This is a genomic window from Zhongshania marina (assembly GCF_002915595.1).
GTDB lineage: Bacteria > Pseudomonadota > Gammaproteobacteria > Pseudomonadales > Spongiibacteraceae > Spongiibacter > Spongiibacter marinus_B.
This window is the reverse complement of sequence record NZ_PQGG01000018.1, coordinates 28839-46872: the sequence shown is the minus strand read 5'-3', so window position 1 is coordinate 46872 and position 18034 is coordinate 28839. Positions and strand designations below refer to the sequence as shown.

Here is an 18034-nt window from a genome sequence, read left to right as displayed (position 1 = left end):
CAGACTGCTGACAAAGTCCTCGCCAAAGCGCGAGGATTTTTTATAATGGGGCATGCTAAATACTCGACCGCAAACCCAATCCTCGATGGAGTTCGTCTGTATTGACGAGCTAGTCCCCTCAGACCACCTGCTGCGCAAAGTCGATAAACATATCGATTTCAGCTTTATTCATGATCTCGTCAAAGATCTCTACTGTGCTGATAACGGGCGACCAGCTTTAGATCCAACACTACTCTTTAAGATGTTGTTAGTTGGCTACTTATTCGGTGTTCGCAGTGAGCGCCAGCTGGTTCGCGAAGTGCAAGTGAACGTCGCTTATCGTTGGTTTTTAGGTTTAAACTTAACGGACAAAATCCCAGATGCCTCTACATTTAGTCAAAATCGTCGCAGGCGGTTTAATGAGTCAGGTGTATACCAACAAATCTTTGATGAAATCGTTTTGCAGGCAATATCAAAACGACTGGTATCAGGAAAGCACCTCTTCACCGACTCGACCCACCTAAAAGCCAACGCCAATAAACACAAGAAAACCAAAGTTCAGGTCGCCGCCTCTCGTCAAGATTACATGGATGCGCTTGATAGCGCTGTAGAGGAGGACAGATTACGCCACGGAAAAAAGCCGTTAGCGCCGACAACGAAAGCGCCAGTCACCAGAGAAATAAATAAAAGCACTACCGACCCCGACAGTGGCTACATGGTACGAGATGAAAAGCCTAAAGGGTTCTTTTACTTAGATCATCGAACAGTCGATGGTAAATGCAACATCGTTACCGATGTTCACGTTACGCCGGGGAATATCCATGACAGTGTGCCTTACCTGAAGCGGCTAGACCGGCAAATTAAGCGCTTTGACCTACCAGTAGAAGCAGTAGGACTAGATGCGGGATACTTCACCTCAGCCGTTTGTAAAGGCATTGAAGATCGAGGACTGTACGGTGTAATGGGCTATCGCCGCCCCACGCATAAGAAAGGTTATTTCTACAAACGTGAATATCAATACGATGCCGATAGCGATACCTACAAGTGCCCAGCGGGTCAACAGCTCATCTATAAAACCACTAATCGGGAAGGTTACCGCCACTACCAGTCAGATCCACGTATTTGCCAACACTGTGAGCATCTATCACGCTGTACCAGGAACGCAAAGCAGGTAAAAACGGTTACCCGCCATGTTTGGGAAGCGAGCAAGGAGCGGATTAATCAGCACAGGCTAACATCAGAAGGGAAAGTTATTTATAAGAGGCGAAAAGAAACCGTTGAGCGAAGTTTTGCAGATGCAAAACAGCTTCATGGTTACCGCTATGCACGTTATAAAGGATTAAACCGTGTTCAAGGCCAATGTTTATTGGTAGCTGCCGCCCAAAACATTAAAAAGATAGCACTGATGGCAGCGTAGGCCATTTTGTCGTTTAAAACCTCTGAATTAGCACCCTAAAAGCCGACTAGAAGGCGATTTAAGCACCTTGGTGATTAATTTGGGGAATCGCCTAAATTCTATGCCTGTGTGAGAACGAGCCGTAGAAACGACAAACCCCAGTAAAAATACGGGGGTTTGTCAGGGATCTGAAGAAGCATGCATGCTTCTTGTTTTATAAAGAACTTCGCATTCATCTAAATACTGCAAAAATTTAGATAGAGCATAAACATACGATCGTATAGTGGTGTCCGAAATATCTCGCGACTGAAACCTTCGCCCCCTTTCTTGCTCAACTCTAGACTCCATCTCTACTGCGTCATACACAACACCAAATTGAGACAAATATGTCGTATACATCAATGGTAAAATTGGAGGCGACGATTGCTTATCCAATATTACCCAAAGGATTTCAAATAATTGCCCCCTATATGAATAATCGCTTAATTTCGCAACTTTACATAGCATGAGCCAACACCAATTACTTCAATGAAACAATAATTGCAGACCATCGGAATATAGCAACATTTTTTATATATTAAATGTATATAACGATAAGGGAAGCAAATGCTCCTCTCTGGGATGACTAAATCGCGCCTGTGGTGCCGATGCCCAATTGATTAAACGCTGCTCGCGCTGCGAGGCACTCAGACTCGCGTCAGTGCAAGTTTCAAGCAGCCAATCATCAAACTCCACGGCGCGCACCGCCGCGTCAGGGTGGGCAAAGGCCCGTAAATTATGGAATGACAAACCCGAACCTATCACCAGCACATTTTGTTGGCGCAATGCGTTTAGGGCGCGGCCCAAGGCAGTATGCACCGCTGGGTCGAGGGAATTGATTAGAGAAAGCTGGATGCAGGGAATATCTGCTTTGGGATAAATCAAACTTAGCGGCACAAACATGCCGTGATCAAAACCGCGATTTGAATCAATAGCCGCGGGAATACCCGCCGCATCTAATAGCTCACATACTGTAGCAGCTAATGCGGGGGCACCGGCTGCGGGATATGTCAGGGCATAACTTTCCTCAGGAAAACCATAGTAATCATAAATAAGATCAGGATGCGCGTTAGCGGTGACGGTCGCTTGTGCCGTCTCCCAATGTGCGCTGATCAATACTATCGCGCTTGGGTTGCCGAGCTGCAAAGGCAAATTTTTTAAAAATGCCGTCAATTGACGATGTCCTGGGTCGCCTAATAAGGGAAGCGGCCCACCCCCGTGGGGGATAAAAAGCACCGGCGCCAGGGGCTCAGTGCTAGCGGTCGCCTTTGAATTTATAGACATTTGTAGTGACTCCAATTCAGCTTCTGTGCACCCAAGCCGGCCTGCCAATATGCTGCCATCTGATCGCTAAATGCCACCAAAACAATTTGCTCAAGGGTATTTTGCTTGGAGCTTAAACTGTCGAATAGTGCGGCAATAGCAAGCTTCGTCGCGGCGGCGTTGGGGTAGCCGTACACGCCGCAGCTAATAGCAGGAAAAGCTAGGGTTTTGAGTTGATATTGGCAGGCAATTTCAAGGCTGCGCTTATAGCAAGATGCCAGCAACGCGGCTTCGCCCTCAGCACCGCCGCGCCAAATTGGGCCTACGGTGTGAATGACATATTGCGCCCGCAGTAAATACCCCGGACTGATTTTGGCATCGCCAGTGTCGCAGCCATTTAAGGTTCGGCAATAATTTAATAACTCAGGCCCCGCAGCACGGTGAATAGCGCCATCGACACCACCGCCACCAAGCAAACTGTTATTCGCGGCATTCACAATGGCATCCACTGGTAAGCGGCAAATATCACCTTGAAAAAGACTAAAGTTCGTCACCGGCCACCTAGCTCGTCCACATTGCTTAAGCAGCCACTATGGGCATTATTAATGGCGATACACATCCAGTAAGCAGCTAGATGCCAATGCTGGCGAGCTTCACCATAATATCTTTCAAAATCCCTGCAACGGTGGGGTGCTCTACCTCAAAGCCAGAAACCAACTCGTCTAGCCTATCCTGCAAATTGGTATCTTCAAGGACAAATTGCGGACCAACGCCCAATTCACGGTCAATATCGTCAACCAAGGCGTGCAATTTAGCCCTGTTTCCATCGTCAACCGCTAGCGCGTCAATTTCGATCTGGAGCTGCTTTAATTGTTCGTGCAAGTGTTTTGGATCCATTGCTATTCTCCGCTATGTTCCCCTTGAGCATAGCAAGTCTGATCCAATACGCACAGCCGCAGATATCAAGTGCACATCAATGGTAGCTGTGTTTTAGCAATCGCATACTTTCTTGATAACAGGCTTGCAGCATCTCTTCTTCACCGGCGGCCTCATAGTGTCGAGACAACATCTGCAGAGAGATTTCAACATTGCGCTGCAGTGACAAACCGCGCCCCTGTGGGCTGCGCAGCACCTTGAGCAAATGGTGATGTACCGCCAACAGACAATGACGTTGCAAGCAGCGATCATGGCAGCGGCCAAAACACTCTGCCAAAAAATGGCCCGACACCATATAGCGATCAACATTGCTTAAGGTGGGCAAGGCTTCGCTATTCAGGAGCATCTCACTCAATTCAAAACTACAGCCCAAATACTTCAAGGCTGCCTGCCAATCCCGCTGCGCAAAGGCTTCACGCCCCGCTTCCATCCACTCATCCCAGCGGTTCTCCGCCACCACTCTGCTGCGCTTTAACTGCTGCCGATGGGTAGAACACAAAAATTGCATCGCCATATTCACCTCCTGATATTTTCTATGCAGGAGATACTAGATGATAATGATTATCATTAAAAGACTTTACACCCACTAATTTTGCATTTGCCTGCACCTAAAACGTCATTGCAACGACCGCTTTAGTCATTGACCACAGCAGTGCCACTAAGGAGACTGAAAATCAAAATAACAACATCATCAGGACTAGGATAATTCCATGAGCATTCAGCAATTATTTTCACTCGACGGTGAAGTAGCCTTAGTCAGCGGTGCCGGACGCGGCATTGGCCGCGCCATCGCCATTGCCTTTGCCGAAGCCGGCGCATCACTTGTTTGCGCCGCAAGAACCCAAGCCGACATCGACGAAACTGCCGCTCTGTGCAATGCTGCTCTGCGCGAACACCACCCAAACAGCACTGCAAATGCCATTGCCCTGACCTGCGATGTAAGCGACGAAAGCGCCCTTGACGCGCTAGTGAGTCAAAGCACCGAAGCCTTTGGCAAAATCAGTATATTGATTAACAATGCTGGCGGGGCTTATCCCAATGATCCCCTCAAGACCACGGCGAAAACCTTTAATCGCGATTTTAATTTCAATGTCACCAGCGCCTTTAACCTCACCCGCCTCTGCCACCCCTATTTAGTGCAGAACAAGGGCAAGGTAATCAATATTATTTCTGCCTCCTCACGTTATTCACAAGCGGGATTTAGCAGTTACGGCACCGCAAAAGCCGCTCTTGAGCAATTAACCAAACTGCTTGCGGCAGACTTCGCCCCCGCCATTCGCGTAAACGGCATTTCGCCTGGCACCATACTTACCGAGGCATTAGCGCAGTACCTTAATGACGAGGTACAAGAAAAAATGACCGCTCTCACCCCGATGAAATCACTGGGTGAACCACAAGATATCGCCGCCGCGGCACTGTATCTAGCCTCACCTGCGGCGCGTTGGGTCACCGGTAAAATCATCGAAGTTGACGGCGGCGCAGAGTCGACGACCTGGCCGTTCTAATTGCGCAACGCTCTATCCACCATCCATTAAGCAAGCCCGCAAGCAGGCCATTTAGGCCTGCTGCCATTGTGGTTGGCGCCCTCTCCATGTTTATAATTGTGCTGATTTCATCCGCTGATCATCAATTTGCGTAGCAAACTTCACATTCATCCCAAACACTCCATCACGGGTAGATATTTATGGACTCCAAAGCAATACAAGAATTAATCGCACAATACGCGCCAGATGCAGCCGCCATCGGTCTCCGCGCCGCCACCGCGTTAACCATGTTACTGGTCGGCTACTGGATCGCTAAATTTGCCTCTGGACTAGTTCGCACAGCAATGGCAAAGCGAAGTATTGATGCCACTCTTACCAACTTCATTGTTAAATTGGTGTTTTGCATTCTCTTTGCCTTGGTTGCCATACCGGCATTGGGCCACGCTGGCATTCAAACCGCCTCCGTCATTGCTGCCTTGGGTGCCGCCGGTTTAGCCGTCGGTTTAGCATTACAAGGTTCTTTGGCCAACTTCGCCGCTGGTGTACTGCTTATTGCTTTTCGTCCCTGCCGCGTTGGCGACTGGGTTGATGCGGGCGGCTGCTCTGGCACAGTAGAAAGCATCAGCCTGTTTTCCACCATATTGCTAACTGGCGATTACAAACGCATTGTGATCCCCAACTCACAAGTCATGTCAGACGCCATCACTAACTACAGCGTGATGCCCCGCCGTCGTATTGATTTAATCGTTGGCATTTCTTATGACGCGGATATGCGCGTTGCTAAAGACATACTGAAAAAACTAGTTGAGGCCGATGAACGTATCCTTAAAGATCCCGCACCCACCATTGCGGTATCTGAACTAGGCGACTCCTCTGTAAACTTAATCTGTCGTCCTTGGGTCGCAACGGCGGACTATTGGCCAACACGGTGGAAACTAACCGAAGACATTAAAAATGAATTTGACGCTGCCGGTGTGGGCATACCTTACCCACAAATGGACGTGCACTTTCACAAGGAAGACTAATTATTTGGCAAAAGCAGAGCGCAACTGCGCTCTGTGATACATAGTTTTATTAATACTTAAGTAAGGAAAACAATGAAGCATCTTCAAAACACTCTGGTCGCCATTGCTGCCACCGTGGCGGCAAATAGCGCATTTGCCCAAGACGCAGCGACTAAACTTTGGAAAGGCGATGTAGAATTCGGCTACTACCAACAAGAAGGTAATACCGAAGAATCCAGTGTTATAGGCAAAGCAAATGCCAAGCGCAGCAATGGCCAATGGACTTACGACGTCGCAGCCGAAGCACAAAATAGCGAAACTACCGGCGTACGATCTGCCGAGCGTTATTTTATTAGCAACCGTCTCGCTTACGATTTCAGCGAATTTAATTATACCTTTGGCTATGTATCCGGCGATAAAGACCGCTTTAGCGGTTTTGTCTATCAGGCTACTGTGGCTGGCGGTTACGGTCGTCGATTATTGAAAAACGAAAAACTAACATGGGACGCCGAAGTCGGCCCCGGTGTTCGTGTAAGCGAATTTGAAACCGCCAGCGATGCCGGCGACGGCCAAATTACCGAAGCGATTTTGCGTATGTCTACCGACTTTGCTTGGGCGCTGTCTGAAACCGCGACCTTCGAACAAAAACTGACGGTAGAGAGCGGCGATGAAAATACCGTTTCAAAATCGATCACATCATTGAAAACCAAAATTGTCGGTGGTCTGGGTTTAAAGATCAGCTACACCATGGAATACAATGAAATTGTGCCTAATGACACTGTGCATTTAGACCGTGAAACTGCCATAACGGTGGTTTACAGCTTCTAAATTAATACTCACTACTGAAAGACGCATTAACTCAAAGTATTAAAAGTAGTACGTCGATATAGGGGGCAACTGCCCCCTATACTTCTCTTGCTAGCTAATTTTACAATAATCAATTCCCCCAATTACTTAGCGTCACTTACCGAAAAATAACTAAATTCCTTTGAATTTAGCATCTCATCCATTGACGGCAAGCCCCTCACATCAGGGTCGAGGTTATTAGCCTTAAACCACGTTCGCTCTCTCGTACACTGAATATGATTGTAATCAAGGATACTATTGAGCATCGCGGCTTTAAACTCAGCACTGCCATCTTTATATGCGGCAACAATCAGTTTATCAACGGCAACACCTAAACTTTTGGTCAGGTCGTTAACAGTATTTACCGTAAGAGGAAGTATCTCTGGCAGCGAAGCTAGCAGTGCGCCTAATTGTACTGCAGCAGCTTTACTTTCACTGCCACCCAACGCTAGCTGCTCAAGCCTAGCTGCCAGCGCGAGCATATTGTCGAATGAACCTTTCTCATACAAATAGGCAAAATCCCATTGCTGATCAAGCATTTTTAGATGACCAAGCATCAGTGCGGCTTGCTCGGCGGCAAAACTATTTTCGGTAGGAATCGCCGGCATAATTACCGTTTCCAATGCCTTGCTGAGATTATTAATTCTGTTAGAAATATCAGGCAGCATTTGGCAACTCCTCTCTTAGCAACATTTCGATTTGATCTAAAAACACAGCACCGGCTGAACCCAACCATGTTATAAGAAGGTCTTGGTGATTATTTGCACGTTGGCCCGCAATAATGGCACTGGATAAATCCATCACCGCGCACTTCCACGCATTAAGTACTTCGTAGTAACGCAAAACATCCGGCTTAATTTCACGGCCGGAAAGTCGCTGGTATTCCGAAATAAACTTTTCTCTCTCCATTAAGCCACACACCAAAAATTGTCCTTGAGCATTCCACGTGCCAAACAATTTTTGCAAAATCCATGCAAGATCTTCGTGAAAGTCGCCAAAGTGAGCTAGCTCCCAATCGAGAATGGTGGTGATTTCACCAGATGGCTCTTCAAACATAAAGTTACCGACACGATAGTCACAATGGACAAGGCATGGCTCTTCACATACCGGCGCATTTTCACGAAGCCATTGCTCAGTCAAGGTCACCATCGGAACGGGCTCAACGCAGTCTTGCCGCCATGTTTGAGCCCATAAATTAACTTGGTATAACGCAGCTTCAGCAGTGTTACCTTTAGGTATGACGTAATTCGGCAACGCTGCATTTCTCCAACCCTGCCAAGAGTGAAGCTTAACCAAAATATTCAAAAACTGCGGGGCGATAAGCTCGGCGTAGTGCCCATAACTGGAGCCTATGCCTGACACACTCTGACCCTCTAAACTCGTAGGTTTGGTTACACCAGAAACAAAACCTGTGATTAAGCCGGGGCTTCCCAGCAAGTCGCCTTCAGCGTCAACTGTTAAGATCTCTGGCACTGGGAAGCTACCCGCCAGCGCCCGAAGCAGCTCTGCTTCTCGTAACCGGCAGGTTTCTACAATGCCCTCAAGAGGGTCCATACGTAGCACATAGCCTTGAGGACCATCGAGACCACTGTGCTGCAACTGAAAAAGAAACTGTTCTTTAGACGCGCCACCTGTCATGCGCTTGACACCGCTAATGGCGATCTCGCTCATGCCTTCGGCTTCAAATAACTGCTTTAAACTTTGCTCAATTTCCGCCGTCGTTTTAGGTTTGTAGGGGCCAAATTTACTGCGACGCAGTTTGCGCTCTAGAATATAGACCATGCGCGGCTCAATGAGCATATTACTAATTTCTGCTATTTTCGTATCCATTATCTATCTTCCTGCCTGAGGTACTTAGACCTGATTTCACCGCTTTATTAGTTGCCATTTCCCTGCCAAGGAAAACTAAATCCGCCTTCTCCCATGCCATAACCTTTGGTGCCATCAGCCATGGTGTACTCCATCATTTGCTCAACAAACATGAATGAGTCGTAGGGGAACTGCCAACGAAATAACGGAACACCCGTAAACTCATAGAGCTTGCCGTTTTCATCCCAGACCTTCCAATGCACATGTTTGAAGCCGATATCGTCGTCTTCATAGGTAATGGTTTCTTCGACTTTTTCTAAGGTCAACCAGCGTTCACCGTCATGTAATATTTTTTGATAGCTATCACCGTGGGTAGTAATTCCGTGTACTGCGACGCAGCTAATACCATTATCGAAAATAGGCCAAGCGAGTCTATAATGAATCAAACCCGTCCAATTTCGTGGGCCAACACTCAGATCACGAAAACCTTTATCGTTGATATGAATAGTTTCGCCAGTACGAAGATGGATGTCGCCGACTACTCGGCAAAATCCTTCGGGATGAACATAGGTCAGCTCTTTGGCAATGGCATCGCCCTCACCGCACTTACTAAGGGCAATGCTGTCACCCATAGGGTGAATTAAATCCCACTCCAATTCCGCATTAAAATCATCAGTTTCTATTTTAACGATTGCGGTTTGTTGGGATTTCGTTGCACGCATAGTGATACCGGCGACGGTAATACCAGGATCTAAACGTTCTGCCGTATACGGCAGATTCATATTGATTCGAGTAAACAGAGGCTTGCCGTCTTTAAAGAATATGGCGAAGCAATTTATCTCACCAACATTTTCCAGAATGCCAATACGGAAAAATCCGCCGGTCTTTTGCTCTCTGTCGTAAAAATTGAAATAGTAACTTTGATTCCATTTGTAAATATCTGGGTTTGGAATATACCGTTCTATATTTTCGCTAAGATATTCTGTTGTATATTCGGTCATTATTCGTTTCCTCGCTAAACGTATATAAGGAAGCCGTTAAAAAGGGCGGCACTCGAACTATTTGAGCGCCGCCAGTGGGAGGCCTTCCGGGTCTAAACTTAAGTTTGTATCAATATGAGTAGCCGACCGTTAGTCCAAAGGTTCTAGACCGACCGGTAAGGCGAGCTGAGGTATCTGAAGAGGCTATGACGTTAGTCGTGTAGTACTCATCAAAGATGTTCTTGCCCCATAGCGTCACTCGCCATGTGCCATCGTCGGAACGGTAGCCCATACGCGCATTAACAACACTGTAAGCGTCCATCTCATTAAACTTATCTTTGATTGCTCTAGCGCCGCCGGCTTGTTGAGAAGGTGTATAACTTAAGCGATTACCACCAAATGCGGCATCGGACTCCGACTGACCGTTAAGATTTACACCGGCGTAAACTTCTGCGCCACCGCTGAGCACCATCGTATACTCAGCATCGAGCATGTACGTTAGCTCTGGCGTAAACGGGATGGGATCTCCAGAGAAATCTTCTTCTCCCGTTGCCAACACCAAGGCACCACTGCCGTCTCTAATCGCTTCGCTAGTAAAGCTAACGCCTTTGTAATCCTTAACCTCTGACTGCAAATAGGTAAGCGCGGCCGTTAAGCGAAGACCTTCTGTTACCTGCGCGGTTATATCTGTCTCAAAGCCGTAAATTTCAGTTTTTGGAACATTGTCCAGAGTATCAAGGAAGCCAAAAATAGGGTCTAAGATTTTGGTTCTTAACTGCTTGTCTTTGTAGTCATAGTAAAAAGCAGCACCATTGAGCTGAACCCTATTGTCCATCAAAGAACTTTTCACACCCACTTCGTAGGCCTGAACAGATTCCTGAGTTACCGGATCTAACTGAAAAAAGTTTGCGGCTGCGAGAGCGGGATAACTTCCGGACTTATAGCCCTTAGATATATTGACGTAAACCAGTGTGTCGTCACTAAGACCATAATCCGCACCTAGGCGCCAAGAGACATTATCTTCACTTAACTCATCGACGTAAGGGTCACCAGGAACACCATTATTATTAAGCGTATAGCAGCCATTAATACCAATCGGCGTGAAAGGTACTGTTCCCAGCGCATTACCAAGACTATTAAATAAGGTTGCAGTGTTTGCGCCGTCACCCGCATCAATGGCGCCTGTCATATTTGGCGCCGCGTAGTTACAGCTATTCACCTTAATACTTGAGTCTGTATATCGCGCACCGACCTTGACAGTAAGCTGATCTGTTAGGCTGTAATCAAGATTGCCGAACATAGCATAGGTTGAAATGTCCTGCGCCAAGGAAATTCCACTGGTATTTATATAGGCGTTTTGATCGGTGTAGTTGGTAGAGTCAACATACCTAAGGGTTTGATCTTCGGCGGTATTACTTTCCTCGATATTGGCACCGACAACCCACTTAGTGCTTGCGTTAACCGAGGACAAACGTATCTCGCTAATCCAAGTGTCAATTTCGCCATAGCTGTCAGCTAAATCAAATAAAACTAGGGGCAAACCATCCCCATCAGTATCCTGTGTTTGTTCAAATTCCTGATAGGTAGTCAACGCTGTTAATGTCATTTCATCGCTAAGGTCCCAGTCGCCACGCGCGACAAGCTGATAAAAGTCTCGCGCAGAAGACGGCGGTGTATCAGCAGACCAGTCAGCAGCTTCTGTATCTTCAGCACTAAATTTCTGCGCATTAATTGCAGCCAATGTACCCGGCGGATTACCTGTCGCACCATCTACCGTGATCGCAGGGTTATATGCTATGTATTGCTGCGCTTGCGGGTCACTATCATCCTGCCAAGCGTTTATATTAAACATATAAGCAGAGCGGTCAGTGGGGTTAAATTCGACAATCAAACGACCCGCAAAGTAATCCTGCGCACCATTTTTATCATTTCTAGAAGAGCTCTTTTGCCACTCATCTGCCTGTAATGACGTCATCGACAGTCTCGCGCCGACGGTGTCGCTTAACGGGCCACTAACAAACCCATTTAGCTCTTTTCTGGCATAGTTACCTATTGATACGTCAGCGCCCGCCTCAAACTCTTGTCCGGGTTTGGCAGAAATAAAGTTAATAGCACCGCCAGTAGAGTTTTGCCCAAACAAAATTCCCTGCGGACCTTTCAATACCTCCACACGCTCCAAATCATACGCAGCATGACTGGCCAGAACGGGAAACGGCATCGGCGCTTCATCTATATATAAACTGGTTGCGGGATACGCACCCAAACTCTGCTCATTGAACCCAATACCACGCAAAGTAAATATGGGCGTATTAGAGGTGCTAGACGAAAATACCAAGCCTGGCACCACCGACGAGATTTCCTCAAGTGAGCTGAGCTTTTGCTCAGACATTTGATCGCCACTAACGGCAGAAATAGACAAACCAACATCATTGATGTTTTCGGAACGCTTATTAGCGGTAACTATGATCTCTTCTAGCACTGACGCAGCGTAACCATTTGTAGCAAACATTGTTACACTAGCAATACCTATGGCAATAGGACGTTTAATAAAATACTTATTCATGTACTACCCTCAGATTAATGCAGTTTGACCCTGTAGAAATCACACGAGATGCCCGTGTCGCACAGAACTGCTAAGATTGTTCGCTCGCGTTACATTAGAGTTATTTCGCCGAATATTAGGGTTTCAGACGCCATGGACTTATATTAATTGGCAGACATTCACGCTTATCAGGACTGCATTTAAGGTAGCAATAGGCCCTGAAAACGTACATAGACGGAAATCCGTCATATTTTCTCTAACGGAATAGGAGCAAAATAGTGGTCATTATCGGATCAATCCGACAACCGTAATGACATCAAATGTAGCCATAAGTACGTATTGACGCGTAATCTAAGACAATTAACCTTAGACAAATAAAAAGGTATTGCGCAATGAATAATAATAATTTTGAAATGAGTAACCACAGCCACGCTCAAAGAGTGCTAAATCACTCAAAGGCCGATGGCATATCGCTTTTTATTTTTGACAAGCGCCAGAATGACGACAAGGCGATTAGTTTTTTATACCAACGCCATACCAAAGCTGAAGCCATGGATGACTACCGGCTTCGCCTATATAAAGTCGACTCCTTTCTACAAAAAATGGCAGAACCTCAGACTCTAGATGCCACCGCCGTGAAAGTGAAAATAAAGGAAAATGATATAAAGCATAATCTTCCCGCCAAATCAGACCCTAGCGATATATATTGGCGAGGGCTTGGCCATTACGGTTACCGACAAACAGCATGCATGATTCACCGGCTAAGCAAAAACCTACACTTAATCATTGGCATGCAGATGCTACAGGAACGAAAAAATCTTTGCGTAGAACAATCCTTGTCTGCAATGGAGGACTGGATGTCCGATAGTAGCGACTATATATTAGAAAGCTCTATCAATACCTTACGCACTGAATGTATTACAGAATCATCATTACATAATATGGAAGATATCGCGCCGGATATAAGCCCACGGGAACAGCAGGTGGTTTTTGAAATAGTGCAAGGCAAAAGTAACAAGCAAATTGCGAGCACACTATCGCTGTCCAACTACACGATAGAAAACCATCTTAGACGAATTTACCAAAAATTTGGCGTTAGAAGCCGAACAGAATTAATTGCGACACTAAACGGAGGACGAATAAAATCTCTACTGCACCCCGAGGATCGTAATTTTTAAAACCCGTATTAGCCAGCTTACACACCCATATCTAGCTGGTCGCAATGGCACATAAAAGTCCGATTTGGCACTTGCCATGGGTCTATTTTCAAGTAGATTTGAGTAGACGTGACCGTTAAAGCCCCAGCTAAAGTCGCCGTTAATAATGATGGAAATATAAGCATGGCGCCGTTTATTCTACTTTCTTAGCTCTGCAAATAACCCTATAAGACACTCATAGTAAATACCGCTACGCAACCGCCATTTTTAAACTTTTTACATTATACGTTTGAGCCACCACGTTTTTCTTTATTGTAGTTGATGAGGTACGGGGATTATAAAGCACTTGTTTGATCTGCTTACCGGCTGATTTCAAATAGGACTCTACTGCGAGATTATGAGGCTTATTCCCCCAGTCTTCGCCTATCACAAAAATATCCGCATTCACATCTTTGCAGCCCGACACATACTCAAGTTCATCGTAGGACTGCACAATATCCACGCAGCTCAACGCCCTAAGCATTTCCATTCTTTGCTCTAGAGGAATAACAGGCACGCTGGGTTTGTATGAGTTCACCACACGATCTGACGCAACACCAACAGCTAACACACCACCCAAGGATTTACAGTACTGCAGTAAAGCAAGATGCCCCACGTGTAACAAATCAAACGTTCCTACGGTATATACAATCATATGTTATTTAATTCCTCATAAAATAAATATTAGCGCCGTTTTAACGGCAGTTTTTGCGAATCTACATATTCACGATAAAAGCTTCCACGTGTAAATTGCCGTTATTCCTAACGTGTAGCATGCAAGCAGAACAACATTTCTTGGATTACCAGAAAGCTTAGGGGTTTTAATTTCAGACACATTCAAAGCAGCGAGTCCCAATGCGCTGACATAGAGCACAACTGAAAACATCCCAATAGGCAGAATACTTTCTAAAAGAAATATAGAAACCAAAATAATATTGTTGTTATCTAGGGCTAGCCCTGTGTACTTAGACTCATCAGACAAACCGAAAGTACTAAAGTAACTCAAACGTATTGCACTGGCAGCAAGCACAATAAATGCGACGGGTAAAAATATCGGATCAAAAACACCGAAGCTAAGCAGCAAAACCGCAGGCGCTACACCATAGCTCACTATGTCGATAACGAGGTCGAGTTGACCACCAAAAAATCGGTCGTTTCCCGTACGCCCCTTCATCTTTCTCGCCACTAATCCGTCGGCCCAATCAAAGGCAACAGCCCATATCATGCCAATCATCGCGGCGTAAAAGACGCCAAGAATACTGAAGTAAATCGCTAAAATCGTGCATGCCAAGCCGGCAAGAGAACACACATTAGGGAGATCTTTTACAAAAGAAATAATACTAGGCTGTAGGTATTGAGGTTCTTCGTTATTGCCAATCATGGGGCTCCTAAAAGCAAGTACAAACTAAGGAAGCACCTACATCACGCTGAAAAAAACGTGCAGCATCTCGCTGCTAATAAAAACAGAGTTACGCCAAAAATCTGAGCATTCGCATAAAGATCGAAAAGCGAAAACAGCAGGTGCTATGAATCGACCCTATTCACGTGTCAACAAACCGAATCGTAATATGGAGGAAAAAATGTGAGCCGTGTCGAATTGACACATGGGAACGGCAGCTACGCACTATACGCTCTATTTAAACTGTCGCACAGAAGTTTGATAGCTTATTTGTATTACAACGGAGAGGGCAATAGTTTTTTATAAAAAACAACGATCAAATATTGCTGCAGCCCCAAGGTGTCACAATGACTCTTGTAGGCTTGATCCTTAGACCTGTCCCAACTCCCGCTGCAATGCCGCTTCATCCGTAACCCGCAATTGCCCATAGGCAAGCTGAATAATCCCCTCGGATTCAAAGCGCTTTAATTCGCGACTAATAGCCTGCCGAGACACCCCAAGCATCTTTGCTATGTCTTCTTGGGGGAGGTGTACATCAATCAGCGTACCGGGCTTATCATCGCTCACGCCGTAAAATGCCACCAATTCCAACAGCCGCTGGGCTAAACGTGCAGGTAGCGGGAATAGCGCCACCCCCTCAACATAGCTCAGCGCCAAACGCAGTTTGCGACACAACATGGGGATAAAATATTGATAAAGTTCGGGCTTGGCTTTTAATAAAGCATCAAATCGCGCACGGGACAAAAATAGTACGGCGCAATCCCCCATCGCGTAAGCATCGAGGCTACGTGGCAAACCGTCCAGCAGTGACACTTCGCCGATCCAGTCTCCAGGCTCAACCAACATCACTAAAAGCTCTTTGCCTTCTCGGCTGCTATTACTTAATCGAATGCGGCCCTGCACCACCCCAAACAGGCCGTCACCCTCTTCCCCCTGGGCATAAACACACTCGCCATCAGCGAATTGCTTCACCACGCTTACCGCCATTAATTCTTCGACCACATCGACCGGCAGCCCCGACAAAAGCGGGTTAGTAGCCAAAATTTCGCGCTTATCAATCACCTGATATATCCACTTTATAAGATTGGTTTACTTTTATTATCGTAATCAGCGTCAACATTGTAACTTTATTGACAGATTTTTAGGTACGCAGCGCCGACACTAAAGCACTATTAAAGACAAATTAGCAAACCAATAAGGATAATGCGTAATGACGGCAATCACTTCCTTGAAAAACCAGGTATCCCCCGAGGAGTGGCAACTACGGGTAGACCTTGCAGCGGCTTACCGCCTAGTTGCCTTATACGGCTGGGATGATTTAGTTTTTACCCATATCTCGGCACGGGTGCCCGGTCCGGAGCATCATTTTCTAATCAATCCTTACGGGATGATGTTTGAAGAAATCACCGCCTCATCGCTGGTAAAAATAGACCTCAACGGCGAAAAAGTGGAGGGCTCACCTTATCCGGTTAACCCTGCTGGCTTTACTATTCACAGCGCCATCCATCAAGCACGTGAAGACGCCCACTGTGTGATGCACACCCACTCCCTGAACGGCGTGGCAGTGTCTGCCCAACGTGACGGCGTATTACCGCTATCGCAACAAGCCACCCTGATACTCGCCAGTCTTGGCTACCATGACTATGAAGGCATAGCCTTAAACGAAGACGAAAAGCCCCGTTTGGTTGCCAATCTTGCAGACAATACCTTCTTGATGCTTCGCAATCACGGCTTACTAACGGTTGGCAACAACCCCGCAGATGCATTTCTAGCCATGTATATTTTTGAAGCGACCTGTATGATTCAGGTACGTGCACTCGCGGGAAATCGCGAATTAACGCCAATCAATCCCGCCATTGTCGATGGCGTAAAAGAAGCTGCGAGAATTGTTACCAAAGGTATGTTTGGCGGATTAGCATGGCCCGGCCTACTACGTAAATTAGACCGCCAAAACCCAGGCTACACAGAATAAAAGGAGCCCTAAATGTCTACAACAAGTAGCGAATTAAAACACTTCAATAGCTTTGCTGAGTTCTATCCCTTTTATTTAGCGGAGCACGCCAATAAAACCTGCCGCCGTCTGCACTTCGTTGGCAGTACACTAGTGCTGTGCTTACTCTTCAGCACCCTAATCACCCAATACTGGGCCCTGCTCTGGCTGCTGCCGATCATCGGCTATGGCTTCGCATGGATAGGGCACTTCTTTTTTGAACACAATAAGCCCGCCACCTTTAAACACCCGCTGTATAGTTTTATCGGTGACTGGGTGATGGCTAAAGATATGTTAATTGGCAAAATCCCCTTCTAAAGGGTTTAGTCACCAAGCTGACAAAAGTCGAATTTGCGCTATTCTGTTACTGAAGATACTGCTCTACACCTTCAATATCGAGGCGCAAAATGGACATTCTTTTACTAAGCAACTTCCTTAAATGGTGCTGTATTCTTAATGTCAGCATTCTTTTCATCAGCACACTCGCCCTATCCCTTATGCCGGATTTTATTTATCGCGTGCACGGTCAGATTTTTCAACTCTCAAGGCAAGCCTTCAATACCCAGATCTATCAGTTTTTAGCACTGTATAAACTATTGGTTCTGGTGTTTAACCTCACCCCATATATGGCGCTATGGCTTATTCAAAGCTAAGAGAATTTCCGCTCGGCGCTAAGACTGCGCTAGAATCAACCGTCTTGTTCTTACACTCTTTGGACCGAAAATGAAAAAAGTTAGCCTTCTACTCATCAGCCTTGTTTTAGTCGCCTGCTCTGGTAAACCCAGCGACCGGCAAATAGAACAACTTGTTTCAGAAGCCATTCTTAGCGACGGCGGCGCAGAGACCTACAGCATCTCCAACTTTGAGAAAACCAATGGCTTAGCTAAAACCGAACAACTTTATATTGCCGACGTTCGCTACCAGCTTACCTTTAAAAAGGGCTTTGAAGAACTAAGCGATCAGGTCATTAACAAACCCAGCGACTCCCCCTTCGAGACTGTGGGCGCGGGATTTAAACTCATGACCATGCGCATGCAATTTGGTGACTTTAAGGCAGGCGACTCAATCACCAAGGAAGACCGTGTACAACTGGTAAAAACCGAGCAGGGTTGGCGCTTAGACGACTATTAAAAGTAATTGCGTAGTGCGAACACGAATGCCTTGCACTACG

At 46.3% G+C, this 18034-nt stretch carries 20 protein-coding genes; 9 read left to right on the top strand and 11 right to left on the bottom strand.

Going from position 1 to position 18034, the window contains the following annotated elements; genetic code table 11:
- Positions 1-52 precede the first annotated feature (52 nt).
- On the top strand, positions 53-1396 hold the full coding sequence (locus tag C0068_RS07715; protein ID WP_103682823.1) for an IS1182 family transposase: 1344 nt from the start codon (positions 53-55) through the stop codon (positions 1394-1396).
- Positions 1397-1945: 549 nt separating this feature from the next.
- Here the strand turns inward: C0068_RS07715 and C0068_RS07710 are convergent.
- From C0068_RS07710 to C0068_RS07695, 4 genes are all read right to left on the bottom strand, one after another.
- On the bottom strand, positions 1946-2698 hold the full coding sequence (locus C0068_RS07710) for a DODA-type extradiol aromatic ring-opening family dioxygenase (RefSeq protein ID WP_103683916.1): 753 nt from the start codon (positions 2696-2698) through the stop codon (positions 1946-1948).
- Complete coding sequence (locus C0068_RS07705; protein ID WP_103683915.1) at positions 2689-3231, bottom strand: O-acetyl-ADP-ribose deacetylase; 543 nt, start codon at positions 3229-3231, stop codon at positions 2689-2691. Before C0068_RS07705 ends, C0068_RS07710 begins: the two co-directional genes overlap by 10 nt.
- Before the next feature lie 76 nt (positions 3232-3307).
- Positions 3308-3574 carry a DUF4404 family protein gene (locus tag C0068_RS07700; RefSeq protein ID WP_103683914.1) on the bottom strand — a complete coding sequence of 89 codons (267 nt, stop codon included), beginning with the start codon at positions 3572-3574 and terminating at the stop codon, positions 3308-3310.
- 76 nt (positions 3575-3650) lie between these two features.
- Positions 3651-4127, bottom strand: a complete 477-nt coding sequence (locus tag C0068_RS07695) for a hypothetical protein (RefSeq protein ID WP_103683913.1) — start codon at positions 4125-4127, stop codon at positions 3651-3653.
- A gap of 196 nt (positions 4128-4323) precedes the next feature.
- Between C0068_RS07695 and C0068_RS07690 the strand changes: the two genes are divergently transcribed.
- From C0068_RS07690 to C0068_RS07680, 3 genes are all read left to right on the top strand, one after another.
- Positions 4324-5118, top strand: a complete 795-nt coding sequence (locus tag C0068_RS07690; protein ID WP_103683912.1) for a glucose 1-dehydrogenase — start codon at positions 4324-4326, stop codon at positions 5116-5118.
- A 179-nt stretch (positions 5119-5297) separates the two neighbouring features.
- On the top strand, positions 5298-6122 hold the full coding sequence (locus C0068_RS07685; RefSeq protein WP_103683911.1) for a mechanosensitive ion channel family protein: 825 nt from the start codon (positions 5298-5300) through the stop codon (positions 6120-6122).
- A 72-nt stretch (positions 6123-6194) separates the two neighbouring features.
- Positions 6195-6929 (top strand): DUF481 domain-containing protein, encoded by a 735-nt coding sequence (locus C0068_RS07680; protein WP_103683910.1) that lies wholly within the window; start codon positions 6195-6197, stop codon positions 6927-6929.
- A gap of 122 nt (positions 6930-7051) precedes the next feature.
- Here the strand turns inward: C0068_RS07680 and C0068_RS07675 are convergent, their stop codons facing one another.
- The 4 genes from C0068_RS07675 to C0068_RS07660 all read right to left on the bottom strand — a co-directional run bounded on the left by C0068_RS07675 (position 7052) and on the right by C0068_RS07660 (position 12299).
- Positions 7052-7615, bottom strand: coding sequence for a hypothetical protein (locus C0068_RS07675; protein ID WP_103683909.1), 564 nt, complete (start codon positions 7613-7615; stop codon positions 7052-7054).
- A complete protein-coding gene (locus tag C0068_RS07670; RefSeq protein WP_103683908.1) occupies positions 7605-8777 on the bottom strand; it encodes a phosphotransferase family protein in 1173 nt (390 codons plus the stop codon). The genes C0068_RS07675 and C0068_RS07670 overlap by 11 nt, the downstream gene beginning before the upstream one ends.
- Before the next feature lie 47 nt (positions 8778-8824).
- Positions 8825-9757: a DUF7064 domain-containing protein gene (locus C0068_RS07665; protein WP_103683907.1), complete on the bottom strand. Its 933-nt coding sequence runs from the start codon at positions 9755-9757 to the stop codon at positions 8825-8827.
- Positions 9758-9866: 109 nt separating this feature from the next.
- Complete coding sequence (locus C0068_RS07660; protein ID WP_103683906.1) at positions 9867-12299, bottom strand: TonB-dependent receptor; 2433 nt, start codon at positions 12297-12299, stop codon at positions 9867-9869.
- 371 nt (positions 12300-12670) lie between these two features.
- Between C0068_RS07660 and C0068_RS07655 the strand changes: the two genes are divergently transcribed.
- The gene (locus C0068_RS07655; RefSeq protein WP_103683905.1) at positions 12671-13456 is read left to right on the top strand and encodes a response regulator transcription factor; all 786 of its coding nucleotides are present in this window, start codon (positions 12671-12673) and stop codon (positions 13454-13456) included.
- A gap of 229 nt (positions 13457-13685) precedes the next feature.
- Here C0068_RS07655 and C0068_RS07650 read toward each other — a convergent pair whose 3' ends face one another.
- From C0068_RS07650 to C0068_RS07640, 3 genes are all read right to left on the bottom strand, one after another.
- Positions 13686-14129, bottom strand: coding sequence for an FAD synthase family protein (locus C0068_RS07650; protein WP_103683904.1), 444 nt, complete (start codon positions 14127-14129; stop codon positions 13686-13688).
- A gap of 69 nt (positions 14130-14198) precedes the next feature.
- A complete protein-coding gene (locus C0068_RS07645; protein WP_103683903.1) occupies positions 14199-14855 on the bottom strand; it encodes a CDP-alcohol phosphatidyltransferase family protein in 657 nt (218 codons plus the stop codon).
- A gap of 387 nt (positions 14856-15242) precedes the next feature.
- Positions 15243-15935: a Crp/Fnr family transcriptional regulator gene (locus C0068_RS07640; RefSeq protein ID WP_103683902.1), complete on the bottom strand. Its 693-nt coding sequence runs from the start codon at positions 15933-15935 to the stop codon at positions 15243-15245.
- Positions 15936-16083: 148 nt separating this feature from the next.
- On the opposite strand from C0068_RS07640, the gene C0068_RS07635 reads away from it, so the two are divergent.
- From C0068_RS07635 to C0068_RS07620, 4 genes are all read left to right on the top strand, one after another.
- Positions 16084-16845: a class II aldolase/adducin family protein gene (locus C0068_RS07635; RefSeq protein ID WP_103683901.1), complete on the top strand. Its 762-nt coding sequence runs from the start codon at positions 16084-16086 to the stop codon at positions 16843-16845.
- Between the two features lie 12 nt (positions 16846-16857).
- Positions 16858-17181, top strand: coding sequence for an Mpo1-like protein (locus C0068_RS07630; RefSeq protein WP_103683900.1), 324 nt, complete (start codon positions 16858-16860; stop codon positions 17179-17181).
- An 89-nt stretch (positions 17182-17270) separates the two neighbouring features.
- Entirely contained in the window at positions 17271-17516 is a 246-nt protein-coding gene (locus C0068_RS19860; protein ID WP_103683899.1) for a DUF6868 family protein, read from the top strand.
- Between the two features lie 70 nt (positions 17517-17586).
- Positions 17587-17994: a hypothetical protein gene (locus tag C0068_RS07620; RefSeq protein ID WP_103683898.1), complete on the top strand. Its 408-nt coding sequence runs from the start codon at positions 17587-17589 to the stop codon at positions 17992-17994.
- Positions 17995-18034 lie beyond the last annotated feature (40 nt).